Genomic DNA, 23,625 nt, shown 5'->3' with positions numbered 1-23,625 from the left:
AGAAGCTCAACCTCGACGACGCCATGTGCGCGCTGCGGTTCCAGTTCACCGCCCTCCAGGGGGCTCTGGTGTGGGATCGGATCGACCGCATCGCCCGTGGTCTAGACGATGAGCGCACCATGGACCAGCGCCGGGCGGATGTCGCCTTCGACCTGCTCATGGGCAAGGAGACCGGCGCACCCCAGGGCGAGGTCAAGGTCCTGGTCACCCTCCCCGCGACCACGCTGATGGGCATGGACCAGGAACCCGGGATGCTCGCCGGGTACGGGCCGATCCCCGCAGACGTGGCCCGCGACATCGCGGCCGGGGGCACGTGGAAGCGGATCCTCACCGACCCGGTGACCGGGGTAGCGGTGGACATGGGGCGCACCAACTACCGTCCCTCAGCCGCCCTCGCCGACCTCGTCCGCGCTCGGGATGTCACGTGCGTGGCGATCGGCTGCCGCCAACCGGCGCACCGCTGCGACCTGGACCATTGCGAACCCTTCGACGGCACCAACACCATCGCGGACGACCTCGGCGCGAAATGCCGACGACATCACGTGATGAAACACCACACCCGCTGGAAACGAACCCAGCTCCCCGGCGGTATCCATATCTGAACCACGCCGATGGGAAGAACGTATCTCCGTGAACCCGAACCGATAGCGGATCCCGCTCCACCGTTTTAAACCTGACCCCGGCCAGCCCGCCACCACATTAGGTGAGCGGGCTAGCGGTAGTGGATGCCCAAGGAAATCCGCGCCCGAGTCCGAAAGAATTCCCGAGGACAACCCCACGAAGCCGGAGCGGCAGCACAACCCCCAACGCCACCACCACACCACCCGACGACGGCCATTCGCGGGCTTATGGACGCTGACGCGCCCCCACGAGCGTCCATAAGCCCGCGAATGGCCCTCACCTGGCTCCTGGACCCTGCGTCACGTGGACTGGCCCTCAGCAGACCGGTTCGGGCAAAGACCGGACGGTGTAGGCGAGGTCGAGGGTGTCGGCCGTCGCCGGGTCGGTCAGCTCGACGCGCCAGGAGCCCGCGAACTGGTCGACGTCCGGCCGCATCGGGATCGTGCCCGAGAGCAGCACCGTGCCCGGCACCGCGAGCTCGCGCGCCCGTAGCTGGTCCAGCCAGTAGGACGGCGGCAGCAGCTCCGCCAGCGTGCCGCTCTGGATCACCTCGCCGTCCGCCCACGCCGTCAGCGTCAGCGTGTCGATGCGGTCGGCCACCTCCGACAGCCGCCACGCCCGCCTGCCCAGCACATCCGGTCCCGCCTGCTTGCTCCAGGCGACGCCGTGCACCTCCAGGTCCCGGTCGGTGTGGTCGCAGGCCACCGTCAGCAGCACGTCGTCGTCGGTCACGACCAGCGCCCATTCCGCTTCACCCGAGGTCTTCCCGTGCTGCGCCGGGACCGATGCGGTCTGCTGCGCGAGGTAGGGCGCGACGGGGTACAGGCACGGGGTCACCGTGGGCGCGGGCACGCCGAGCTCAGCCAACTCGGCGACGTGGGCCGCGACATCGTCCTGGCTCCGACCGGCATAACCGCCGTTGAGCAGGCATTTCACCGTCACCGGAACCCGGGAACCGTCGGGGAGTTCGAACACCAGCTCGGTCACGACCGACCTCCGCTCTTGCGCATACGAGTTGTATACAGGAAGTATCACAGGCATGGCCCAGCAACCAAGCCGCTCCGCGTTGGCCCGCGCCTTCGCCGCCAGCCTCTCGGGCACCGCACTGGAGTGGTACGACTTCGCGATCTACTCCTCGGCCGCCGCACTGGTCTTCGGCCACCTCTTCTTCCCGAGCGGCGACTCGCTGACGGAGACGCTGACCGCCTTCTCCACCTATGCGGTCGGCTACGTCTCCCGGCCACTGGGCGGGATGGTGTTCGGGCGGCTCGGCGACGTGATCGGCCGCAAACGGGTGCTGGTGATCACGTTGCTGATCACCGGAGTCGCCACGTTCCTGATCGGCGTGCTGCCGACGCACGACCACATCGGCGTGACCGCCGGGATCCTGCTCGTCCTGCTGCGCTTCGCCCAGGGCGTCGGGCTCGGCGGCGAGTGGGGCGGCGCGGTCCTGCTCTCCAGCGAGTTCGGCGACCCCAAGCGGCGCGGCTTCTGGGCCTCGGCCGCACAGGTCGGCCCTCCGGCGGGAACCCTGCTGGCCAACGGGGTTCTGGCGATCCTCACCGGTCTGCTGAGCACAGAGCAGTTCCTGTCATGGGGCTGGCGGGTGGCCTTCCTGCTCTCCGCCGTCCTCGTCCTCTTCGGACTGTGGATCCGGGTCAAGCTGGAGGAGACCCCGGTCTTCAAAGCGATCGAGGAGCAGGGGGACCGGCCGGAGGCCCCGATCCGCGAGGTGTTCAGCACCCAGACCCGCCCACTGGTCGCCGCGATCCTGTGCCGGGTCTGCCCCGACGTGCTCTACGCGCTGTTCGCGGTGTTCACCCTGACCTACACCACCAAGGTCCTGATGCTGCCGCAGAGCTGGGCCCTGACGTCGATCATGATCGGCTCCGCCGTGCAGCTGTTCCTGATCCCGCTCGCCGGGGCGCTCTCCGACACCTGGGGCCGCCGCAGGACCTATGCCGTCGCGACGGTGTGCGCGGTCGCGTGGCCGTTCGCGTTCTTCCCGCTCGCCGAGCAGCGCTCGCTGTTCCTGCTGGTCCTGGGCGTGGTCGGCGGCCTGGTGATCCACTCGTTCCTCTACGGGCCGCAGGCCGCGTTCATCTCCGAGCAGTTCGCGCCGCGCCTGCGCTACACCGGCAGCTCGCTGGCCTACACGATCGCCGGGGTCATCGGCGGCGCGGTGGCGCCGCTGCTGTTCACCTGGCTCTTCGCGAAGTTCGGCAGCTGGCTGGCGATCGCCGCCTACCTCGCCGTCACCGGTGTTGTCACCCTCGCCGGGGTCCGGCTCGGCCGCGATCCCGAGGACGCCGAGGCCGAGGACCGTGAGCTGGCTACGCGCTGAGCAGGACCCGGCGGGTGGCTTCGAGGTGCTCGGAGATCGCGGCGGCCGCGGCGGCCACGTCGGAGTCGGCGAGCGCGCGCACGATCGCCTCGTGCTCGGCGAGCACCGCGTCCCGCCTGCCCGCCGACCGGAACAGGGCGGCGACGCCGCACCGGACCTGGCGGGCGCGCAGGCCCTCGTACATCTTGATCATCAGCTCGTTGCCGGTCGCGGCGACCAGGGCGGCGTGGAACCGGCGGTCCCAGTCGATGAACTCGCGGGCGTCCCCGCCGCGGCTGAGCAGCCGTTGCCGCTCAAGGGCCTCACGCATCCCCTCGACCGGGACGGCACCGGAGTTGATCACGTGCTCCGCCGCGTGGCGCTCGACCATGCCGCGCAGCTCCATCAGCTCGGAGATCTCCCTGCCGGAGACCGGGGCGATGTAGGCGCCCTTCTTCGGCACCAGCCGGACCAGGTCCTCGGCGGCCAGCAGCAGCAACGCCTCGCGGATCGGGGTGCGGGAGACGCCGATGCGGTCGGCGACGTCCTGCTCGCTGATGAAGGTGCCCTGCTGCTCCGGGTCGCTGAGCACGGTGTCCTTGAGGAACTCGTAGGCCCGCTCGCGCCCAGACTTCATCACGCACCCCCTTGCATACAGTAAGCATACAAACAGCGTCAGGAGGAACCCGTGCGCGTCGCCCTCTGCCAGATCGTCTCCGGACCGGATCCGTCGGCCAACCTCGACCTGGTGCGCGACCACGTGCGCAAGGCCGCCGCCGAGGGCGCGGAGCTGGTCGTCTTCCCCGAGGCGACGATGGCCTGCTTCGGCGGTCCCAAGCTGGCCGAGCTCGCTGAGCCGCTGGACGGCCCCTGGGCGAGCGCCGTCCGCGAGGTCGCCGCAGAGGCCGGGGTGACCGTCCTCGCGGGCATGTTCACCCCGGAGCCGGACGGCCGCGTGCGCAACACGCTGCTGATCACCGGGCCGGACGGGCACCGCGGCTACGACAAGATCCATCTCTTCGACGCCTTCGGCTTCAAGGAGTCCGCGACCGTCGCGCCCGGCTCCGAGCAGGTCACCTTCGACGTCGGCGGCACCACCGTCGGCGCGGCGGTCTGCTACGACGTGCGCTTCCCCGAACTCTTCCGCGGCCTCGCCGACCGGGGCGCGCGGGTGATCGTGGTGACCGCGTCGTGGGGCTCCGGACCGGGCAAGCGCGAGCAGTGGGAGCTGCTGGTCCGGGCGCGGGCGCTGGACACAACGTCGTGGGTGGTCGCGGTCGGCCAGGCCGATCCGGCCACCGTCGGCGTCACCACGGAGGGCACCGCCCCGACCGGAATCGGGTTCAGCGCGATCGCCGACCCGTTCGGCCGACTGCACACGACGTTTGACGCTCAGCCCGAAACCCGGGTGATCGACATCGACCCGGACGCGGTGGAGCCCGCCCGCGCCGCGATCCCCGTGCTGGTCAACCGCAGGCTGTAGGCACGGGCGAAAATCCACCGAAAGCGACAACATCGCGGAAACAGCCTTCTCGATACTTTCGGTGGATGCGGCTGCTTATCGTCGAGGACGAGCCGGATCTCGCCACGGGTCTCAAAGCCGGGCTGGCGCACGCCGGGTACGCGGTGGACACGGCGTTGACCGGACGCGCGGGACTGGAGAAGGCCCGCACGCACTCCTACGACCTGGTCGTGCTCGACCTGAACCTGCCGGACATCGACGGGTTGGAGCTGTGCCGGCTGCTGCTGGCCGAGGCCGGTGAGCCGCCACCGCGCATCCTGATGCTCACCGCGCGCGGCAGCCTCGCGGACCGGGTGCGCGGCCTGGACCGGGGCGCGGACGACTACCTGGTGAAGCCGTTCGCGTTGGCCGAGCTCCTTGCCAGGACCAGGGTTCTGCTGCGCCGCGACCTTTACAGCGGAGGCTGCGTGCGGCGGCTGGGCGAGCTGGAAATGGACACGGCCAAGGGAACGGTGTCCCACGCCGGGCGACCGTTGTCGTTGACCCGCAAGGAGTTCGCGGTGCTGCGCTACCTGATGACGCGGCCGGGGCACATCGTGTCGGCGGAGGACCTGCTTGAGCACGTGTGGGACGAGCACGCCAACCCCTTCACCGAGACGGTCCGCGTCACCGTGGGCACGTTGCGGCGCAAGGTGACCGTGCCCGACCGGCCACCGCTGATCGAGACGGTGATCGGCCGCGGCTACCGGCTGCGGGAGGACCGGTGAGCCCTTTCCGGTGGGCGTCGACCATCCGGTTCCGGCTGACCGTCACGTACTCGGCCTGGGTGTTCGTGCTCGGGGCCGTTGTGCTCGGCGCGCTCTACCTGAGCGTGCTCGCCTCGGTGGAGAGCGCGACGAAACCGGTGACGTCCATCGAGGTGTTCAAGACGGCAGGCGGCGGGATCACCACCAGGTCCAGGGAGTTCGAGACCGCGCTGAGCGACTGGGAGCGCGAGACCACCTACGGCGCGGTCACCCTGCTCGGGAAGTACTCACTGCTGGCGCTGGGCCTGCTGTTCCTGCTCAGCCTCGTCGTCGGCTGGTGGCAGTCCGGCCGAGCGCTGCGCCCCATCCGCCAGATCACCAGCACCACCAGGGACATCACCGCCACCGACCTGACCCGCAGGATCGCGCTGGAGGGTCCCAGGGACGAGCTGCGCGTGCTCGCCGAGACCATCGACGGCATGCTGTCCCGGCTCGACGCGGCCTTCGACGACCAGCGGCGGCTGCTCGGGGACGCCTCGCACGAGCTGCGCAACCCGCTGGCCATCATCCAGACCACGCTCGACGCGGTGCTCTCCCGCGACGACGTCTCCGCCGCGCAGCGCGGCGAGGCCAGCGCGATCGTCGGCAGGGCCCTGACCAGGATGGCCGGGCTGGTCGAGGACCTGCTCGCGACGGGGCGGCGGGACGCGCTCGCCTTCGCCGAGGCCGACATCGAGCTGGCCGGGATCGCCGCCGACGCGGGGGCGGAGTACCGGATGCTCGCGGCGGACTCCGGCGTCGAGGTGGCCGAGGAGCACGCGGCGGGCCCCACCGTGATCGGCGACCGGGACGCGCTGCGGCGGGCCGTTGCCAACGTGCTGAGCAACGCCGTCCGGGTCGCGCCGAGCGGCAGCTCGGTCCTGCTCAGCTCCGGTGGCCGGGACGGCTGGTGCTGGATCGCGGTGCGCGACAGCGGGCCGGGCATCCGGCAGGAGGACCAGAGCCGGGTCTTCGACCGGTTCTGGCAGGCGCGCGAGCGGTCGGCGGCGACCACCGGGCACAGCGGGCTGGGGCTGGCGATCGTGCGGCAGATCGTCGAAGGACACGGCGGCCGGGTCAGCCTGCACAGCGTTCCAGGAGAGGGAAGCACATTCGTGCTCTGGTTTCCCGACAGCCGTTCCGCACCGACGAGCCGAGAAATCCGACCCGATGTCAATCCGCTGCACGCGGCCTCCATGTGGAAGTGAGAGCGGGGCGGCGAAAACCGCCCCGCTCTCCTCATTCATCAGCGCTTCACGCAGGTGGCTTCGAGCACAGCGGTGCCGATGAACCTGTCGTGCTCCTTCTGCACGCTGAGGGCAAGAGAGCGCTCGGTGCACTTCTCGCCGGTCCGGCGCTCGTGCTCGGCCAGCCCCTTGCGGGCGCCCGCCTGCGCGGCGACGACCGCCTTCGACGCGGTGTCGGCGATCGCCTTGCTCGCGAACACGGCGTGCCCGCCGACCGGCTTCTGGGTGACGACCTGGCTCTCCGCCGGGGCGGCGGCCAGCGCGGCAGGGGCGCCCGCCAGTGGGATCGCGACCATCAGGGCTCCGACGGCCAGGAACGACTTGAGCGAGGGCAGTGCCATGAGAACTCTCCATCTTTCGCTGCCGGAGCGAATGTCCGGCGTCGACGAAAACCAACGAGGAGAGTGAATCAGCCACACCAGAAAAGGGACCGAAAGAAAATCAGCCCCAATCCGCCATTAGCGAGAACAATGTCAAGCGGCGGTGAGGCGAAAGGCACGACGCACTAACTTCACCTCGGCCACCAGGGTCTGCCGCACGCGCTGCGGCGCACGGGCGGCGACACAGGTCTTCGCGCGGGAGCGGCTCTCCGGCGCCTCGGCGGGCGTCCGGGCCACCGCACGGGGAACGACGACGTCCAGCAGCATCGGGTTGGTCGGCAGGTCGAACAGCTCGATGTGGAAGGCGCCGTCCGGCAGGTCGAGCCCGGCGACGACGTCCGAGGCGGCCGCGGTCAGCCGGGCGAGCGCCCTCTCACCGGTGACAGCGACCCGGCCGGAGCCGACGTAGTAGAACAGTTGCGCCGCGACGATTCTGCCGTCGACCGCGATGCCGTCGACGTGGCAGACGGGGGCGGTGACCCACTCCTCGAACAGCATGTCGGCCGCCGGGTCGAGGTCGGCGAGGTCGTAGGAGGAGGTGAGCCTGCGGGTCCCCGGCGCGTCGTGCGCGACCGGCTTGGCGATCACCGGCGTGCGGAAGTCCCAGTCCTCCAGCGCGCCCCGCTCCAGCAGCTGCACGGTCGGCAGCCCGGCGGCGACGGCCCGGCGGTGCATCTCCCGCCGGTCCCGCAGCGCGGGCGCGCTTTCGGTTGCCGGCGCGGGAAGCCCGAGCGCCGCGCGCACGTGGCCGGCCAGCTCGATGCAGCGACCGTCGAGCGGGACGACGCGGTCGGGGCGCCCCCAGCGCAGCTCCATGTCCTCGATCGCGGCGCCCAGGAGCGTCTCCTCGCCGGAGCAGGTGAGCAGCCAGGCGTCGTCCCCGAGCTGGGCGCACGCCCAGTCGTGGTCCCGCACACCACTGGAGAGCAGCAGGAGGCGGGGCTGGGCGACGGAGTCAGAGGAGGAGGTGGTGGCCATGAGATACCCCCCAAAATCCGAAGAACTCTCATAAAAAAGGCTGCTTGCCCGGCAGATACTAACGGAACGAAGCGCCCATGTGGACTATCTGGGTGATCTAGTCAGCCCAATAATCCTTTAAGGTTCATCTACATCACGAGATGTAACGAAAGAAGGGGCAATTTCATCACCCCTTCCTCCGAACGGCCTACTCCAGATCCATCCCCAGGTCCAGGGCAGGAGCGGAGTGCGTCAGCCCGCCGACGGCCAGGAAGTCCACCCCGGTCTCGGCGTAGGCCCGCGCCACCGCCAGCGTCAGGCCGCCGGAGGCCTCCAGCAGGGCGGGAGCGGCCGCGGCGCGGTTGCGGCGAACCGCCTCCGCGCACTCCGCCACGGTGAAGTTGTCCAGCAGCACCAGCTCGGCGCCCTCGGCGAGGACCTCGTCGAGCTCGGCCAGCGAACCGACCTCGACCTCGCACACGAGCTCCGGCGCGTACGCCCGCGCGGACTTCAGCGCCGCCCCGACCGATCCGGCGGCGACGACGTGGTTGTCCTTGATCAGGATCGCGTCGCCGAGCCCGAGGCGGTGGTTCTGCCCGCCGCCGCACCGCACCGCGTACTTCTGCGACAACCGCATGCCGGGCAGGGTCTTCCTGCTGTCCCGCACCGCACAGCCGGTCCCCTCGACCGCGTCGACCCACGCGGCGGTCGCGGTCGCGACGCCGGAGAGGTGGCACAGCAGGTTCAGCGCCGTCCGCTCCGCGGTCAGCAGGCCGCGAACCGGCCCGCGCAGCCGCAGGGCGGACTCGCCCGCCTGGAGCCGTGAACCGTCCGGCCGCACGCCCAGGACCTGGTAGCCGCCGACGCCGAGCACCGCGTCGAACACGGCGAGCGCCAGCGGCCCGCCTGCGAGCACCCCCGGCACGCGCGGGTTGATGTCGGCGACCGCGATGGCGGTGGCGGACACCGTGGACAGCGTGGTGACGTCCGCGCCGTAGCGCAGGTCCTCGTTCAGCGCGGTGTCAACGACCCGGCGCACGTCCTCCACGTCGAGCCCCGCCGCGACGAGGTTGATCTGGGTCTCCGGCGAGAGAGCCCTCATGCCGCACCTCCCAGTGCCATCGCGCCCAGCAGCACCGGCTGACCGGACACGTCCAAGCGCAGCGGCAGGCTGCGCGACCACCGCGCGTCGTCGCGGTCGGGGTGGTCGAGCCGCACGTGACAACCACGGGACTCGGTCCGCGCCGCCGCCGCGGTCAGCAGCGCCCTCGCCGCCAGGGCCAACGCGGCGTCCTCGACCGCCCTGTGCGTCTTCAGTGGACGGTGAACGGCGGACTCCAGCACGCAGAGCGCCTTCGCGATCCCAGCCTCGTCCCTGCCGATACCCGCGTAGCGGCTCATCGCGTCCTGCAACGGCATCCGGTCCGCGACCCGCGCCGCGGGCAGGTCGCCGACCTCCACCAGCCGTGGATCACCGAGCAGCCCGGCGCCGAGGTCGAACGCGACCGCACGCGCCGCCCGCGCCCCGACCACGAGTCCTTCGAGCAGGCTGTTGGAGGCCAGGCGGTTCGCGCCGTGCAGTCCCGTGCGCGCCACCTCACCCGCGGCGTACAAGCCCGTCAACGACGTCCGACCGTCTACAGTGGACATAACACCGCCGCACGCGAAATGTGCCGCTGGGGCAACGGGAATCCCGTCCCTTGCCGGGTCGATGCCCTCCGCGAGACAGGCCGCGTGCACCGTGGGGAACCGTCGCCGGAAGGCTTCGCCGCCCAGGTGCGTGGCGTCCAGGTACACGTGGTCTGTGCCGGTCTCGGCCATCCGCCTGGTGATCGCGGCCGCGACGACGTCACGCGGAGCGAGATCGCCGAGCGGGTGCACGCCGGTCATCACCCGCGCGCCGAACGCGTCGACCAGCACCGCGCCCTCACCTCGAACGGCCTCGGTGACCAGCGGGCAGCGGCCGCGCGCACCGGCTCCGGTGAACAGGACCGTGGGGTGGAACTGCACGAACTCCACGTCCGAGACGGCGGCTCCGGCCCGCAGCGCGAGCGCGAGCCCGTCGGCGGTGGCGACCTCCGGGTTGGAGGTCGCCTGGAACAGCTGGCCGAGCCCGCCGGTGGCGAGCAGGACCGCGGGCGCCCTGAGCACTCCGGGCACCCCGGCCCCGTCGAGCACGTGCAGCCCGGCGACCTGCCCGGCTGGCGTGTGCAGCGCCTCCACCGCGATGTGGTTGTGCAGCAGGGGAACCCGGCCGTCCCGAACCGAGGCGAGCAGCGCGCGCTCCACCTCGGCCCCGGTCGCGTCACCCCCGGCGTGCACGACGCGGAACGCACTGTGCCCGCCTTCGCGGGTGCGGGCGAGCTTGTCGCCGTCCCTGCCCAGGTCGAAGGTCGCGCCGAGCCGCATCAGCCGGTCGACCGCGGCCGGACCGTCCTTGATGATCGCGGCAGCGGCCACCTCGTCGCAGAGCCCGGCCCCGGCGGTCAGGGTGTCCGCGACATGGCTGTCGACCGAGTCGCCCGCGTCGTGTTGGCCCGGCAGCACGACCGCGACGCCGCCCTGCGCCCAGCGGGTGTTGCCGTCCTCCGCGGAGGCTTTGGTGATCACCAGGACGCGCAGGCCGAGCTCGTGCGCGGTGAGCGCGGCGGTCAGCCCCGCGACGCCGGTCCCGACCACGACCAGGTCGGCGCGCGCCTCCCAGCTCGCCGAGCGGACCTCGCGCAGCGGGGCGCTCACTCGCCACCGCCGGGTGTGCCGATCTCGATCATGCGCTGCACCGCGCCCCGCGCCCTGCGCGCGGTCTCGGCGTCCACGTGCACCTCGTCGGCGTTCTCCCGCAGGCTCCGCAGCAGCGCCGCCGGAGTGATCATCTTCATGTACGGGCAGGACGCGCGGTCGTTCACGGCCCGGAAGTCGATCTCCGGGGCGGCCTTGCGCAGCTGGTGCAGCATGCCCACCTCGGTCGCCACCAGGACGGAGGTCGCCGAGGTGCTGCGCGCGGCCTTCACCATGTCGCCGGTGGAGAGGATCTTGACCTGCTCGGCGGGCACGGTGCCCTCGCCCGCGAGGTAGAGGGCCGAGGTCGCGCAGCCGCACTCGGGGTGGATGAACAGGTCCGCGTCGGGGAACGCGGCGGCCCGGTCGGCGAGCTCGGGTCCGTTGATGCCCGCGTGCACGTGGCACTCCCCGGCCCAGACGTGGATGTTGTCCCGCCCGGTCTCGCGGCGGACGTGCGCGCCGAGGAACTGGTCGGGAAGGAACAGCACCTCGCGGTCGGCGGGGATCGAGCGGACGACGTCCACCGCGTTCGACGAGGTGCAGCAGATGTCGGTCTCCGCCTTCACGTCGGCGGTGGTGTTGACGTAGGAGACCACGACCGCGCCGGGGTGCTCGGCCTTCCACGCCCGCAGCTGGTCCGCGGTGATCGAGTCGGCCAGCGAGCAGCCCGCGCGGGCGTCCGGGATGAGCACCGTCTTGTCCGGGCTGAGGATCTTCGCGGTCTCGGCCATGAAGTGCACGCCGCAGAAGACGATCGTCGAGGCGGAGCTCTCCGCGGCGATCCGGCTCAGCGCGAGGGAGTCACCGGTGTGGTCGGCGATGTCCTGGATCTCCGGCAGCTGGTAGTTGTGCGCGAGCAGCACGGCGTCGCGCTGCCTGGCCAGCGCGCGGACCTCCTCCGCCCATGCGGCGTCCGGAACGACTCCGCCGTACGGGGTCGCCACCATCGGTGTAGCCATCGAGTCCTCCTCGCTGCCTGCCGGGCGCTTGCCCATCACCCGGGTTTTCGCCTAACAAGCGAAAACGGGTTTGATGGTATCAACTGGGGCGATGGCAGTACATGAGGTGCTCGCAGCGGTGCTGCAGGTGAGAGCCGGATCACTCCAGGTGTTGTTGTGGCAGCGGGCACTGGCCCCCGACGCGGGGCGCTGGTCGCTGCCCGGTGGGAAGCTGCGCCCCGACGAGGACGTGGAGACCTCGATCCGCCGCCAGCTCGCCGAGAAGGTCGACGTCCGCCAGCTCACCCACGTCGAGCAGCTCGCGGTCTTCAGCGCCCCGGACCGGGTGCCCGGCGCGCGCGTGGTGGCGACGGCCTTCCTCGGCCTCGTCCCCTGCGACGTCGACCCGGCGCTGCCGGAGGACACCGCCTGGCACCCCGTGGAAGCCTTGCCGGAGACGGCTTTCGACCACGACGTGATCGTGCCGAGAGCGCGGGACCGCCTCCGCGCCAAGCTTTCCTACACAAACCTCGGCTTCGCGCTCGCCGGCCCGGAGTTCACCGTCTCCACGCTGCGCGAGCTCTACTCGGCGGCGCTGGGCTACAAGGTCTCCGCGACCAACCTGCAACGCGTCCTCTCCCGCCGTGGCCTGCTCGAACCCACGGGCAGCACGGCCCCGCCCGGCCCGTCCGGCGGGCGCCCGGCGGCGCTGTTCCGCTTCACCGCCCGTGGTCTCCAGGTGACCGACCCGTTCGCGGTTTTCCGTCCACCGGCCCACAACCGCCCGGCGCGCTCCGCGCGATGGCCCTAATGTCAGCGGAGTGACCGACACGCTTCCGCTGTTCCCGTTGGGCGCGGTTCTGCTGCCGGGAGCGTCCATGCCCCTGCACATCTTCGAGCCGCGCTACCGCCAGCTCGTCATCGACCTGGTGAAGGGGATGCGGCCGGACCGCACCTTCGGCGTCGTCGCGGCGCGCCAGGGCTGGGACATGCGCACCGACGACATGGCAGCGGTCCACCACGTCGGCTGCTCGGCGCTGCTGCGCGAAGCCCGCCAGCTGCCGGAGGGGCGCTACGACATCGTGGTGAAGGGGACACGCCGCTTCCGCCTGCTCGGCGTGGAGCACGACGCCGCCCCCTACCTGATGGCGGAGGTGGAGTGGCTGCCGGACGAGCCGGTCACCGACGCCGACCTGGTCGCCGACCTCGCCGACCAGGCGCGGGCGGCGCACCGCGCCTACTGCGCGACGGCGTGGCGCGAGGAGGACTGGCGCGAGCCGTGCACGTCGGAGGACATCACCACCCTGGCGCACGTGCTGGCCGAGGACTGCCTGCTGGCACTGGACGACCGCCAACAGGTCCTTGAGGAGGGCGACCCGGTCCGCCGCCTGCGCATGGTGCGCGGCCTGCTCAAGCGCGAGGCGGAGATCCTGCGTTCCCTCCGGGCGGTCCCCGCCCCGCTCTCCGAGTTCGCCGCCGACTTCGCCAAGAACTAGGACCCGCTCCGCCGTCACCCCCGGGGGGCCCCGTCGGTCGAGTCGGCACCCCTCCGCTCGCGTTTTGTAGGCGTAATGCGAATTGGGAGCGCTCCATCCCGCAACAAGGTGGCAAAACGCGAAACCCCCGACCACGCCAACCCGCGGACGCGCCAGCTCCCCGACCACGCCAGCTCCCGGACGCGCCAGCCCACGGACGCGCCAGTGCAGCGACGGGTCGAGACGAGGACTAGTGGCGGCGGCCGAGGTCGTCGGTGCCGTTCCAGGCCGCTGAGATGCCGTAGGCGAGGAGTGCTGTGGTGGGTTGCGCCAGTACCGCCCACCACAGGGTCAGTGACGGCGCCTGGAGCAGGACGTCGCCCACCTTGAGCGCGTCCGGGGTCGGGTACCACCAGCCCGCGAACAGGCCGCTCAGCTGGATGGCAAGCGCCGCGGCCGCCGCCGAGCCAAGGCCGGTGGCGATCATCATCACCGGGCCGCGCCGCCGCCGCAGCAGCCACATGCCGAAGCCGGTGAGCAGCCCGACCCCCAGTCCGATCATCAGGAACACCGCGAGCGCGTCGTAGCGGTGGTAGCTCTCCCAGGGCAGGCCGACCAGCTTGCCCTCGGAGCTGACCACCTTGCGCTCGCCCGGCGCGAGCAGGGACCACACGAACGCGACCGGGACGCCGAGCAGCGAGATGAACGAGAACGCGCTGAGCGAGGGCAACAGGTCCGCCTTCACGACCACCCTGGGCCGGGGCGGCTCGTGGTGGTAGGGGAAAGGCGGGTCGTAGTCCCCGTCGAAGTGGAGGTCGGTGTCCACCGCCGCCGGGATCCGCACCGGCACCGCGCGTCCACCTTGCTGCTCGGTCAACCCGTTCCCCTCATCGCTGCCCGGCGACCGTCTCACGTCGTCGCCGGGCTCTGTCTCTCGCCGTGCACGCCGCACCGCGCTGCCCAACCGGTCGGCGTGATCTGGACGACCATCCGGCGCCGGCACCGGCCGCAGAACCTCGGCGGGTTGATCTCCTGCCGGGCCCTGCACACCGAGTGCTCATTCTCGGTCAGCGGTTTCCCACAAGTCTCGCAGTACACGCCGGGCGCCGTCACAGGGTCTCGCTCAAGGCCTTGACCGGCATGTTCAGCTCGGTGAGCATGTCGAGGTCCTTCTGCGCGGCACGGCCGAGGTTGGTCAGGTAGTTGCCGACGATGATCGCGTTGATCCCGCCGAGCATGCCCTGCTCGGTGCCCAGGTCGCCGAAGGTCAGCTCCCGCCCGCCGGAGAAGCGCAGCAGCGCCTTCGGCAGCGCCAGCCGGAACGCCGCGACCGTGCGCAGCGCATCCTTGCCCGGCACCACCTCGTAGTGCTCATAGGGCGTCCCAGGCTGCGGGATGAGGAAGTTCATCGTGCACTCGTCCGGCCCCAGCTCGGCCAGCTGCGCGGCGAACTCGGCGCGCTGCTCGACGGTCTCGCCCATGCCGATGATCCCGCCGCAGCAGACCTCCATGCCCGCGGCGCGGACCATGAGCAGCGTCTCCCAGCGCTCCTCCCAGGTGTGCGTGGTGACCACCTTGTCGAAGTGCGAGCGCGCCGTCTCCAGGTTGTGGTTGTAGCGGTGCACGCCCATCGCGACCAGCTCGTCCACCTGATCCTGGGTGAGCATGCCCAGCGAGCAGGCGATCTGGATGTCGTTGCCGGAGGCGCGGATCGCCTCGATGCCCGCCTTGACCTGGGACAGCAGCCGCTTGTCCGGACCGCGCACCGCCGCGACGATGCAGAACTCCGTCGCGCCGGTCGCCCTGGTCTGCTCGGCGGCCTTCACCAGGCCGGGGATGTCCAGCCAGGCCGAGCGCACCGGGGTGGGGAACCGGCCGGACTGCGAGCAGAAGTGGCAGTCCTCCGGGCAGCCGCCGGTCTTGAGGCTGACGATGCCCTCGACCTCGACCTCCGGGCCGCACCAGCGCATCCGGACCTGGTGGGCGAGCTCCAGCAGCTCGGACAGGCGCTCGTCCGGCAGTCGCAGCGCGCGCAGCACGTCCGCCTCGGGCAGGCCCTCGCCGCGCTCCAGGACCACCTCGCGCGCGAGGTCGAGCACGTCGTCGTCGGTGCGTTCGGCGGCTGAGGTCACCGTGACTCCCTCGTCTCGACGGCTGCGTCGGGCAGCAGTGTGCCGCACCCCGCGCCCTCGGCACTGAGGCCCAGATCACTCCCGACGGTCAACCACCCACTCGGCGGCAGCGGCTACGGAGCGTTCCGCTCGGCGAAGGCCACGGGGTCGAACTCGCCGCCGAGCTGCGGGGCGAGCCGGGCGCGCGCGGTCCGGACGAAGTCCTCGCGCTCGTACTTGCCGAGTCCGCTCGGCAGGACGCCGAGCAGCGGGGCGCGCGCGGCGACCGGCAGGTCGAGCAGGTTGCTGCGGGTGGCGAGATCGGGCTGCTCAGGCCACGAGCCGACGACCACGCCGAGGCACTCGATTCCCCTGTGGCGCAACGCTTCCGAGGTCAAGGCGGTGGTGTTGAGCGTGCCGAGGCCCGCCGCGGCGACCAGCAGCACCGGGGCGCCGAGCGCCCACGCGAGGTCGGCGAGCGTGCCGCCGGTGTGGTCGAAGCGGACGAGCAGGCCGCCCGCGCCCTCGACCAGGACGACGTCGTGGGAGCCCTCCAGCTCGGCCGCCGCGTCGGCGGCCTTGGCCGGCCGGATCGGAGACAGGCCGGAGCGGCGCGCCGCCGCCTCGGGGGACAACGCGTCGGTGTAGCGCGAGAGCTCCACCGCGGTCAGCTCACCCGCGAGCCGCACCACCTCGTCGACGTCGCCGGGCTCGCCCGGCCGGACACCGGTCTGCGCGGGCTTGACCACCGCGACCCGCTTGCCCGCGGCGAGCGCGAGCGAGGCGACCGCGGCAGTGGCGACGGTCTTGCCGACCTCGGTGCCGGTTCCGGTGATCACGAGCAGCGTCACGCCGCGCACGCTACCCAGACTCCATGTCCGTGCATCCACTGAGGGTGAGCTACCCCGCAGCGGCGGCGGCAACCACCGCGGAGGTGATGGCCGCGATGTCGGAGTCGGTGCTCACGTACGGCGGCATGACGTAGATGAGGTCGCGGAACGGGCGCACCCACACGCCCTGCTCGATCGCGGCCTTCGACGCGGTGGCCATGTCCACGGGGTGGTCGAGCTGCACGACGCCGATCGCGCCGAGTACCCGCACGTCCGCGACGCCGGGCAGCCGCAGGGCGGGCGCGAGCCCGGCCCGCAGTCCCGCCTCGACGCGCGCCACCTCGCCCGCCCAGTCCTGCCCGAGCAGCAGGTCGATCGAGGCGTTGGCGACGGCCGAGGCGAGCGGGTTGCCCATGAACGTCGGGCCGTGGGCCAGCACCGGCAGCTCTCCGCGCGAGATCCCCTCGGCCACCTCCGTGGTGCACACCGTCGCGGCCATCGACAGGTAGCCACCGGTCAGCGCCTTGCCGAGGCACATGACGTCCGGGCTGATCCCGGCGTGGTCGGCGGCGAAGAGCGCGCCGCTGCGGCCGAAGCCCGTCGCGATCTCGTCGAAGATCAGCAGCACGTCGTTGGCCAGCGTCAGCTCGCGCAGCACGTGCAGGTACCTCGGGTTGTGGAAGCGCATGCCGCCCGCGTTCTGCACCACCGGCTCGACGATCACGGCGGCGACCTGGTCGGCGTGCCGCTCGATCTCGTCGGCGAGCAGCTGCACGTACCCGGTGTCCATGTCCGCGTCGAAGCCCGTCGGCGGGGCGGGCACGAACACCTGCTCGGCGAGCACCCCGGTCCAGAGGCTGTGCATGCCGCCGTCCGGGTCGCACAGGCTCATCGGCAGGAACGTGTCGCCGTGGTAGCCGCCGCGCCAGGTGAGCACCCGGCGCTTGTCCACTCGGCCGCGGGAACGCCAGTACTGCAAGCACATCTTGACCGCGACCTCGACGGAGACCGAGCCCGAGTCGCTGAGGAACACGTGCCGCAGCGGCTCCGGGGTGATCTCCGCCAGCCGCGAGCACAGTCGCACGGCGGGCTCGTGGGTCAGCCCGCCGAACATCACGTGGCTCATCCGGCCGAGCTGGTCGCGGACCGCCTCGTCGAGCACCGGGTGCCGGTAGCCGTGCAACGCCGACCACCACGAGGACATGCCGTCGACCAGCTCGCGCCCGTCGGCGAGCCGCAGCCGCACGCCTCGGGCGGACTCGACCACCAACGGCTCGTGCGTCCCGGGCATCGGCGCGTACGGGTGCCAGACGTGCTCTCGGTCGGCGGCAAGCAGCTGCTCAGGGGTCACCCGGACAGGTTATCCAGCCGGTCGCCTCGTCAGGACCGGCTCACGTCGCGGGCGCCCCGGGCGCGACCGGCAGCGCGTGCAGGCCGTGCATGAGCGTGGAACGACGCCAGCGGATCTCCCCGTCCCTGGCGTCCAGCCGCAGCTCGGGGAAGCGCGCCAGCAGCCGCCCGATCGCCACCTCGCCCTCGATCCTGGCCAGCGGGGCGCCGAGGCAGCGGTGCATGCCGTGGCCGAAGGCGATGTGCTCGCTCACCGGCCGGGTGATGTCAAGGCGGTCGGGGTCGGTGAAGCGCGCCCCGTCCCGGTTGGCCGAGGTGAGCGCGATGAAGACGATCTCGCCCCGGGGGATGTCGACACCGCCGATGGTGACCGGCTTCGCGGTGTAGCGCAGCGTGGTCATCGCGACCGGGCCGTCGAAGCGCAGCAGCTCCTCGACCGCCCTCGGCAGCAGGGACGGGTCCGCGCGCAGCGCGGCGAGCTGGCCGGGTTCGCGCAGCAGCGCCAGCACGCCGTTGCCGATCAGGTTGCCCGCCGTCTCGTGCCCTGCGACCAGCAGCAGGAAGACCATGGAGATCAGCTCGATCTCGCTCAGCCGGTCCTGTTCCTCGCCCGCCGTCAGCAGCGCCGAGAGCAGGTCCTCGCCAGGCATCGCGGCCTTGCCCCTGATCAGCTGCACCAGGTACGCGGCGAGCGCGATGCTGGCGTCCCGGGTGGCGTCCGGGTCCGCGGCACCGAGGATGCTGTTGGACCAGCTCCGGAAGCGGTCCCGGTCCTGGCGGGGAACGCCGAGCAGCTCGCAGATCACCGCGACCGGCAGCAGCAGGGCGTACTCGTCGATCAGGTCGACGCGGCGCTTGCCCGCCATGGCGTCGAGCAGCTCGTCGGCGATCCGGATGATCCCCGGCCGCAGCCGCTCGATCCGCTCGGCGGTGAAGACCGCGCCCACCAGCCCGCGCAGCCGGGCGTGGTCGGCGCCGTCGCTGTTGAGCATGTGGTGGGCGATGTCGGCGGAGAAGGTCAGGCCCCGCTCGGGGTCGTCGAGGTTGGCCCGGATCGCGGCGGTGAGGCCCTCGGGGTTCTTCAGCAGGCCCACGTCGTCGGCCAGCGCGGCCCTGGCGTCGTCGTACCTGGTCACCACCCAGGCGTGCAGCCCGTTCGCGGTGCGCGCCCGGTGCACGGGCCCGTCGGCCCGCAGCAGCGCCAGGACCTCGTGGGAGTTCTGCAGGTACTCGTCGGTGAACAGCGTGGCACCGGACACCCTGGGAGTCGTGGCGTCGACCGGCATCTGGCGTCCCCCTCCAGCGCGCCAGTCGCCCGGCCACGGCCGAGCGGGCGTCTCTCGCGGTTTCGGCCAGCCTATGGCGAGTTCGACGGCAGCGGCGCGATTGCCGAAAACCCTGGTCACACGACCAGGTTCGACGGAAAGGACCCGGCTGGGCGCGAAAGGCCACGCCTCGCGGTCCACTTCCGACGATTCGGCACTGACAGCGCCGCCGGTCCGCGGTTACGGTGCCGGGCGTGACCGACGCCACTGTTTCTCGCCGCACGGTGCATGTTGTCCCGCACACCCACTGGGACCGCGAGTGGTACGAACCGTTCCAGCGGTTCCGGCTCCAGCTCGTGGACCTGCTCGACACCGTCCTCCCCCGGTTGGAGGCCGATCCGCGCTTCCGGTTCACCCTGGACGGGCAGACCGCGGCCGTCGACGACTACCTGGAGGTCCGTCCGGACGCGCTGCCCAGGGTGATCGCCCTGGTGCGCTCGGGCCAGCTGGCCGTGGGGCCGTGGCGGGTGCTCGCCGACTCCTTCCTGTGCTCCGGCGAGAACCTGGTGCGCAACCTGGAGATCGGCCTGGCGCGCTCGGCGGAGCTCGGCGGCGCCATGCGCGTCGGCTACATCCCCGACCAGTTCGGCCACACCGCCCAGCTGCCGCAGATCCTGCGCGGCTTCGGCTTCGACCAGGCGTGCCTGTGGCGCGGGGTCCCCGCCCATGTCGACCACCACTCGTTCCGCTGGGTCTCCCCGGACGGCTCCGCCGTGCGCACCGAGTACCTGCCCGGCGGCTACGGCAACGCGTCAGTGCTGTTCAGCGACCCTTCAGCGACAGTAGAGCGCTCTATTTCCTTCGCCGAGCAGATGCGCGCCTGGTTCGGTGACACCGAGCCGCTCGCCATGTACGGCACCGACCACAGCGCCCCGATCCCGACGTTGCTGGAGCAGGTCGGCGCGGTTCAGGGCTCCGCGGCGGAGGTGACGCTGCGCCTGGAGACGCTGGCGGAGGCGCTGTCCGGGCGCGACCCGGAGGAGACCGGGCTGCCCGAGGTGCTCGGCGAGCTCCGCAGCCACGCGAGGGCGAACCTGTTGCCGGGCATCCTGTCCGTGCGGGTCGCCGTGAAGCGGGCGATGGCCGAGGCGGAGCGGATGGTGGAGCGCTACGCGGAGCCGCTGTCGGCGCTGTGGTGCCCGTCGGCCGCCGAACCGTTCCTGGGCATGGCGTGGCTGCGCCTGGTCGACGCCTCCTGCCACGACTCGGTGACCGGCTGCGGCGCGGACACCACGGCCCAGCAGGTCGCGGCCCGCATCGCGGAGGCGGAGCAGCTGGGCAGCGCGGTCCGCGACCGCACGCTGAACGAGCTCGCCGCCACTGCCCCGTCGGACTCGGTGGTCGTGGTCAACCCGAGCGCGCACGAGCGCACGGACCTGGTGCGCTGCCAGGTGGTCGCGCCCGACGAGTGGTCCGAGGTCGCACTCGAACTCCCCGACGGCAGCCTCGCGCCGACCCAGGAGGTCGCCCGCGCGCAGCGAAACCTCATCGACGCGACCTTCCCGGCGCAGGACCTGGTGAACGCGGTGCGCAGGCGCACCTTCGGCCAGGTCATGTACAGCCGCGCCATCCAGCGCGCGGAGATCTCCGACCACACGGTCACGTTCACCGTCGGCCGCATGGGCGATCCGGCCTACGACGTGGAGCGTTTCGCGGACGAGCTGACCGCGGCGGTCGCGGCGGCGGGCCCCGGCGAGTGGCGGCTGCGCGTGGTCGACGAGCCGAGCCGCGAGCTGCTGGCGCTGACCACCGCGCCCGCGCTGGGCTGGGCGTCGGTCCGCCCGCGCCCCGGCATTGGCGTCCTCCCCGGCGAAGTGTCCTTTGTGGACGGATCGCTGCGCAACGGCCTGGTTTCCGTCGCGGTGAACGAGGACGGCACGCTGCGCGTCACGGGCGCGGACGGCACGGTCCTGGACGGGGTCGGCCGCATCGTGGACGGCGGAGACGCGGGCGACAGCTACAACTACGGCCCGCCGATGACCGACACCCTGGTGGACAAGCCGACCGCGGTTTCCGTCGTCGAGGCCGAGCGGGGTCCGCTGCTGGGCGCGGTCGTGGTGCGCAGGTCCTACGACTGGCCGAAGGGCCTGGTGGACTTCGACGGCACGGCCCGCACCCCGGAGACGGTCGCGGTCGAGGTGACGATGCGCGTGGAGCTCCGCGTCAACGAGCCCTTCGCCCGCATCGAGGTCTCCTTCGACAACCGCAGCGTCGACCACCGCGTCCGCTTCCACCTCCCCACGGCTCGCACCGCGACGAGCTCGCACGCGGAGGGCCAGTTCTCCGTGGTGGAGCGCGCACTCGTCAACGAGGGCGGCAACGGTGAGCACCCGCTTCCAACCTTCCCCGCATCGTCCTTTGTGGACGCAGGTGGCACAGGTGTGTTGCTGCACAACGTGACCGAGTACGAAGTAAGCGAAGACGGTTCCGAACTGGCTCTGACGCTGCTGCGCGCGGTGGGGGCGATCAGCCGCAACCTCCACCCGCTACGGGCGGAGCCCGCCGGTCCGACGACGCCGATCCCCGAGGCACAGGTCCCCGGCGTGACGACGAGCTGCTTCGCCGTCCTGCCGCACGCGGGCGACTGGGCGTCGGCGAACCTGATGGACGCGGCGGAGCGCTACCGCAACCCGTTGATCACTGTGGCGGGCACTGGCGACGCGTCCGAGCTGTCGGCGGGCGAAGGCATCGCGGTGACCGGTGCGACGGCCTGCGGCTTGCGCCAGCGCGACGGCCTGGAGCTGCGACTGGTCTCGTACTCCGCCTCCGCGAGCACCGCGAAGGTCAGCCTCCCCGGCCTCGTCACCGCGGCCCGCGTCGACCTCACCGGCGCGGTGGTCGATGAACTGTCCGTTGTGGACGGTGTGGTCGAGGTCCCCATGCGCCCCTGGGAGATCACGGGCGTGCGCCTCAACCGCTGACCCGATCGACGTCTACGAGCCGCCGGTGGCCTCCGCCGGCGGCTCGTAGTCGATGCCGAGCTTCGCGCAGACGCCCTGGCACATCTGCTCGTAGACCGAGGACAGATCCGGCACCGCCATGCTGAAGTGCCCGAACACGTCCAGACACGTCGCGCCGTAGATCCGGCTCCAGCACTCGAAGAACAGCAGCACGGCGCCTCTCGGGATGGTGAAGCCGATCAGCTCCCGGTAGCGGTCGAGCTGCGCGCACAGCTCCTCGCTCAGCTCGGAGTCGGCGGGGGCCGCGAACGGCCGCAGCTTCCAGAGTCGCTCATAGGGCTCGCCGAAGGCCCATGCCAGGTGCATCCAGTCGCGCGCGAGCTCGCTGGTCACCCGGCTGGCCTCGGGGATCGGGTTGCCCAGCAGCAGGGTGAACTCGGCGCGGTTGCGCAGCGACCACGCTCGGAAGTCCCGCATCATGGCGAGGATCTGCCGCCCGGGGTGCTTGTCGAGAACCGCGGCCGATGCGGCGTGCAGTCCGTCGACGAGCTCGGTGACCAGGTCGTGCGCCAGCGCCTGGATCAGCTCGTCCCGGTTGGCGTAGTAGCGGTAGATCGCGGGCGGGGTGATGCTCAGCTCCCGCGCGATCGCGGTGAAGGCGACCGCTTCCGGGCCGTCGTTGACGAGAAGCCGTCGCGCGGTTGTCCGCAGGTCTCGATCGAGCTCGGCCCGCAGCCGGTCTCGTCTGCTCACCGCCTCGCGCACACCGCCCCCATCGCCGTTTTCCCCAGCCTAGGCGACCGCGCGGCGGCCCGGACTGTTACGGTTCCTCGCTGCGTTATGAAGCATAACTAAGTATCCCCTAATAACAGTCGCCCTGGAGCCCGCCCATGCGAGTTCGCGCCGCCGCCGTCCTTGCCGCATCGTTGCTGGTCACCAGCTGTTCCAGCGAACAGGAACAGCCGAGCCCCCAGTCAACGGAACAGCCCCCGGTGACCACGAAGCCCGCGACCCAGCTGGTCAACCCGCCGCGCCAGTTCGAGCCGAAGGGTGAGCGGGTCGGCACCACCCCCTTCACGCTGACCGGCGACGCGGTCGCCTCGGTGGACACCGGCGAGCGCCCGAAGATCCGGGTCTTCGGGCTCGACGGTGAGCCCCGCAAGGAGTTCCCGATCGAGGTCCCGCAGAAGGCCAAGGTCTCGGCGCCCTACGGCCTGGAGGACGGGTCGCTGGTGCTGCTGGCCGTCGCGCACACGGTGAAGGGCACGGGAACCAGCCAGGACCACATGCGCTACACGGTCATCGCGTACAACCCGAAGACCGGCGCCAAGGCATGGGAGAGCCCGATCGACGCGTCGGACGCCCTGCTCCTGCCGGACAACACGCCGCGCATCGTCGGCGCCGACCGGAACACCGTGGTCGTGGAAGCCGACCTGCTGAAGGTGTCCGCGACGGTCGCACTGTCCACGGTGGACGGAACCCCCAAGTGGAACAAGCCCGGGTTCACCGCGATCGGACTGGCGGGCGACATCGTCGTCGGGCACCACGTGACGAAGGGCATCACGACCGAGGCGGTCGGGCTGGCGGCAGGGGACGGCGCACAGCGCTGGACGGGCCCGAAGTTCGACGGCGAGCCCAGACACCCCTTCAGCCGCACGCGGATGGTCGGCGACCGCCTCGCCAGCTTCGCGGGCACCCCGGCGGGCGAGCTGGCCAAAACGACCACCTACCTGCTCGACACCGCGACCGGGCAGCCCAGGCTGACCCTGGACGGCCCGTGGAGCTGCGACTCCGACGACGAGAATGCCGTGGTCTGCGGGCGCAGCTTCTACGGCCAGTACATGGCCGGGTTCGACGCGACGTCGATGTCGAAGCGGTGGGAGCTGCCGGACAAGGCGGCCAAGCGCGAGGCCCCGACGCTGAACACCGCGCACAAGGGCGTGGCCTACGTGACCTCCTCCCACGGGCTGATGACGCTGGACGCCCGCACCGGCAAGGACCTCGACCCGACGCTGGGCGAGCTCGACGACCTGGACTACGTCGTTCCCGGCTACGGCATCAGCGTGGTGCGCGACACCGTCTGGGCCCACCGCGCCGTTCGCTGACCGCTGCGAACAGAACGGCCGCGGCGTTCACTGGC

23 protein-coding genes are annotated in these 23,625 nt (G+C 71.5%); 9 read left to right on the top strand and 14 right to left on the bottom strand.

Annotation, left to right across the window (positions count from 1 at the left end; all coding sequences use genetic code 11):
- Positions 1-602, top strand: a 602-nt coding sequence (locus ACFFQA_RS30660) for an HNH endonuclease signature motif containing protein (RefSeq protein ID WP_377859883.1), incomplete at its 5' end; no start/stop codon positions are given.
- A 334-nt stretch (positions 603-936) separates the two neighbouring features.
- Here the strand turns inward: ACFFQA_RS30660 and ACFFQA_RS30655 are convergent.
- Positions 937-1,608 carry a DUF2848 domain-containing protein gene (locus ACFFQA_RS30655; protein WP_377859882.1) on the bottom strand — a complete coding sequence of 224 codons (672 nt, stop codon included), beginning with the start codon at positions 1,606-1,608 and terminating at the stop codon, positions 937-939.
- Positions 1,609-1,660: 52 nt separating this feature from the next.
- Here ACFFQA_RS30655 and ACFFQA_RS30650 point away from each other — a divergent pair, with 52 nt between their 5' ends.
- Positions 1,661-2,965: an MFS transporter gene (locus tag ACFFQA_RS30650; protein ID WP_377859881.1), complete on the top strand. Its 1,305-nt coding sequence runs from the start codon at positions 1,661-1,663 to the stop codon at positions 2,963-2,965.
- Here the strand turns inward: ACFFQA_RS30650 and ACFFQA_RS30645 are convergent.
- Positions 2,955-3,581: a GntR family transcriptional regulator gene (locus ACFFQA_RS30645; RefSeq protein WP_377859880.1), complete on the bottom strand. Its 627-nt coding sequence runs from the start codon at positions 3,579-3,581 to the stop codon at positions 2,955-2,957. The two genes, ACFFQA_RS30650 and ACFFQA_RS30645, sit on opposite strands and share 11 nt — an antisense overlap.
- A gap of 51 nt (positions 3,582-3,632) precedes the next feature.
- Here ACFFQA_RS30645 and ACFFQA_RS30640 point away from each other — a divergent pair, with 51 nt between their 5' ends.
- The 3 genes from ACFFQA_RS30640 (at position 3,633) to ACFFQA_RS30630 (ending at position 6,399) form a co-directional block, all read left to right on the top strand.
- Positions 3,633-4,427 carry a carbon-nitrogen hydrolase family protein gene (locus tag ACFFQA_RS30640; protein WP_377859878.1) on the top strand — a complete coding sequence of 265 codons (795 nt, stop codon included), beginning with the start codon at positions 3,633-3,635 and terminating at the stop codon, positions 4,425-4,427.
- 65 nt (positions 4,428-4,492) lie between these two features.
- Positions 4,493-5,173, top strand: coding sequence for a response regulator transcription factor (locus tag ACFFQA_RS30635; RefSeq protein ID WP_377859876.1), 681 nt, complete (start codon positions 4,493-4,495; stop codon positions 5,171-5,173).
- Positions 5,170-6,399, top strand: a complete 1,230-nt coding sequence (locus ACFFQA_RS30630) for a sensor histidine kinase (protein WP_377859874.1) — start codon at positions 5,170-5,172, stop codon at positions 6,397-6,399. The genes ACFFQA_RS30635 and ACFFQA_RS30630 overlap by 4 nt, the downstream gene beginning before the upstream one ends.
- A 38-nt stretch (positions 6,400-6,437) precedes the next feature.
- On the opposite strand, the gene ACFFQA_RS30625 is transcribed toward ACFFQA_RS30630, so the two are convergent.
- The 5 genes from ACFFQA_RS30625 to nadA all read right to left on the bottom strand — a co-directional run bounded on the left by ACFFQA_RS30625 (position 6,438) and on the right by nadA (position 11,503).
- Complete coding sequence (locus tag ACFFQA_RS30625; RefSeq protein ID WP_377859872.1) at positions 6,438-6,779, bottom strand: hypothetical protein; 342 nt, start codon at positions 6,777-6,779, stop codon at positions 6,438-6,440.
- A 132-nt stretch (positions 6,780-6,911) separates the two neighbouring features.
- Positions 6,912-7,796 carry an ATP-grasp domain-containing protein gene (locus ACFFQA_RS30620; RefSeq protein ID WP_377859870.1) on the bottom strand — a complete coding sequence of 295 codons (885 nt, stop codon included), beginning with the start codon at positions 7,794-7,796 and terminating at the stop codon, positions 6,912-6,914.
- A gap of 187 nt (positions 7,797-7,983) precedes the next feature.
- The gene (nadC, locus tag ACFFQA_RS30615; protein WP_377859868.1) at positions 7,984-8,877 is read right to left on the bottom strand and encodes a carboxylating nicotinate-nucleotide diphosphorylase; all 894 of its coding nucleotides are present in this window, start codon (positions 8,875-8,877) and stop codon (positions 7,984-7,986) included.
- Complete coding sequence (locus tag ACFFQA_RS30610) at positions 8,874-10,514, bottom strand: L-aspartate oxidase (protein WP_377859866.1); 1,641 nt, start codon at positions 10,512-10,514, stop codon at positions 8,874-8,876. The genes nadC and ACFFQA_RS30610 overlap by 4 nt, the downstream gene beginning before the upstream one ends.
- Positions 10,511-11,503, bottom strand: coding sequence for a quinolinate synthase NadA (gene nadA, locus ACFFQA_RS30605; RefSeq protein WP_377859930.1), 993 nt, complete (start codon positions 11,501-11,503; stop codon positions 10,511-10,513). The genes ACFFQA_RS30610 and nadA overlap by 4 nt, the downstream gene beginning before the upstream one ends.
- A gap of 103 nt (positions 11,504-11,606) precedes the next feature.
- Here nadA and ACFFQA_RS30600 point away from each other — a divergent pair, with 103 nt between their 5' ends.
- Positions 11,607-12,305 (top strand): NUDIX hydrolase, encoded by a 699-nt coding sequence (locus ACFFQA_RS30600; RefSeq protein WP_377859864.1) that lies wholly within the window; start codon positions 11,607-11,609, stop codon positions 12,303-12,305.
- Between the two features lie 10 nt (positions 12,306-12,315).
- Positions 12,316-12,990, top strand: coding sequence for an LON peptidase substrate-binding domain-containing protein (locus ACFFQA_RS30595; RefSeq protein WP_377859862.1), 675 nt, complete (start codon positions 12,316-12,318; stop codon positions 12,988-12,990).
- Positions 12,991-13,219: 229 nt separating this feature from the next.
- Here ACFFQA_RS30595 and ACFFQA_RS30590 read toward each other — a convergent pair whose 3' ends face one another.
- The 6 genes from ACFFQA_RS30590 to ACFFQA_RS30570 all read right to left on the bottom strand — a co-directional run bounded on the left by ACFFQA_RS30590 (position 13,220) and on the right by ACFFQA_RS30570 (position 18,546).
- On the bottom strand, positions 13,220-13,846 hold the full coding sequence (locus tag ACFFQA_RS30590; RefSeq protein WP_377859861.1) for a DUF2567 domain-containing protein: 627 nt from the start codon (positions 13,844-13,846) through the stop codon (positions 13,220-13,222).
- A gap of 32 nt (positions 13,847-13,878) precedes the next feature.
- Positions 13,879-14,067 carry a biotin synthase auxiliary protein BsaP gene (bsaP, locus tag ACFFQA_RS38065; RefSeq protein ID WP_446681694.1) on the bottom strand — a complete coding sequence of 63 codons (189 nt, stop codon included), beginning with the start codon at positions 14,065-14,067 and terminating at the stop codon, positions 13,879-13,881.
- A gap of 11 nt (positions 14,068-14,078) precedes the next feature.
- Positions 14,079-15,101 (bottom strand): biotin synthase BioB, encoded by a 1,023-nt coding sequence (bioB, locus tag ACFFQA_RS30585; RefSeq protein WP_377859859.1) that lies wholly within the window; start codon positions 15,099-15,101, stop codon positions 14,079-14,081.
- Positions 15,102-15,214: 113 nt separating this feature from the next.
- Positions 15,215-15,931 (bottom strand): dethiobiotin synthase, encoded by a 717-nt coding sequence (gene bioD, locus ACFFQA_RS30580; RefSeq protein ID WP_377859857.1) that lies wholly within the window; start codon positions 15,929-15,931, stop codon positions 15,215-15,217.
- Positions 15,932-15,980: 49 nt separating this feature from the next.
- The gene (locus tag ACFFQA_RS30575; protein ID WP_377859855.1) at positions 15,981-17,261 is read right to left on the bottom strand and encodes an adenosylmethionine--8-amino-7-oxononanoate transaminase; all 1,281 of its coding nucleotides are present in this window, start codon (positions 17,259-17,261) and stop codon (positions 15,981-15,983) included.
- A 40-nt stretch (positions 17,262-17,301) separates the two neighbouring features.
- The gene (locus ACFFQA_RS30570) at positions 17,302-18,546 is read right to left on the bottom strand and encodes a cytochrome P450 family protein (RefSeq protein WP_377859853.1); all 1,245 of its coding nucleotides are present in this window, start codon (positions 18,544-18,546) and stop codon (positions 17,302-17,304) included.
- Between the two features lie 233 nt (positions 18,547-18,779).
- Here ACFFQA_RS30570 and ACFFQA_RS30565 point away from each other — a divergent pair, with 233 nt between their 5' ends.
- Positions 18,780-21,506, top strand: coding sequence for a glycoside hydrolase family 38 N-terminal domain-containing protein (locus ACFFQA_RS30565; protein WP_377859851.1), 2,727 nt, complete (start codon positions 18,780-18,782; stop codon positions 21,504-21,506).
- A gap of 12 nt (positions 21,507-21,518) precedes the next feature.
- On the opposite strand, the gene ACFFQA_RS30560 is transcribed toward ACFFQA_RS30565, so the two are convergent.
- Entirely contained in the window at positions 21,519-22,238 is a 720-nt protein-coding gene (locus tag ACFFQA_RS30560; RefSeq protein WP_377859849.1) for a TetR/AcrR family transcriptional regulator, read from the bottom strand.
- Between the two features lie 137 nt (positions 22,239-22,375).
- Here ACFFQA_RS30560 and ACFFQA_RS30555 point away from each other — a divergent pair, with 137 nt between their 5' ends.
- The gene (locus tag ACFFQA_RS30555) at positions 22,376-23,590 is read left to right on the top strand and encodes an outer membrane protein assembly factor BamB family protein (protein WP_377859847.1); all 1,215 of its coding nucleotides are present in this window, start codon (positions 22,376-22,378) and stop codon (positions 23,588-23,590) included.
- Positions 23,591-23,625: the final 35 nt, after the last annotated feature.

The sequence above is a fragment of the Allokutzneria oryzae genome, assembly GCF_042429765.1.
Classification (GTDB): Bacteria; Actinomycetota; Actinomycetes; order Mycobacteriales; family Pseudonocardiaceae; genus Allokutzneria; species Allokutzneria oryzae.
Note: the sequence above shows the minus strand (reverse complement) of the source record. Positions and strands in the feature narration are given on the sequence as shown.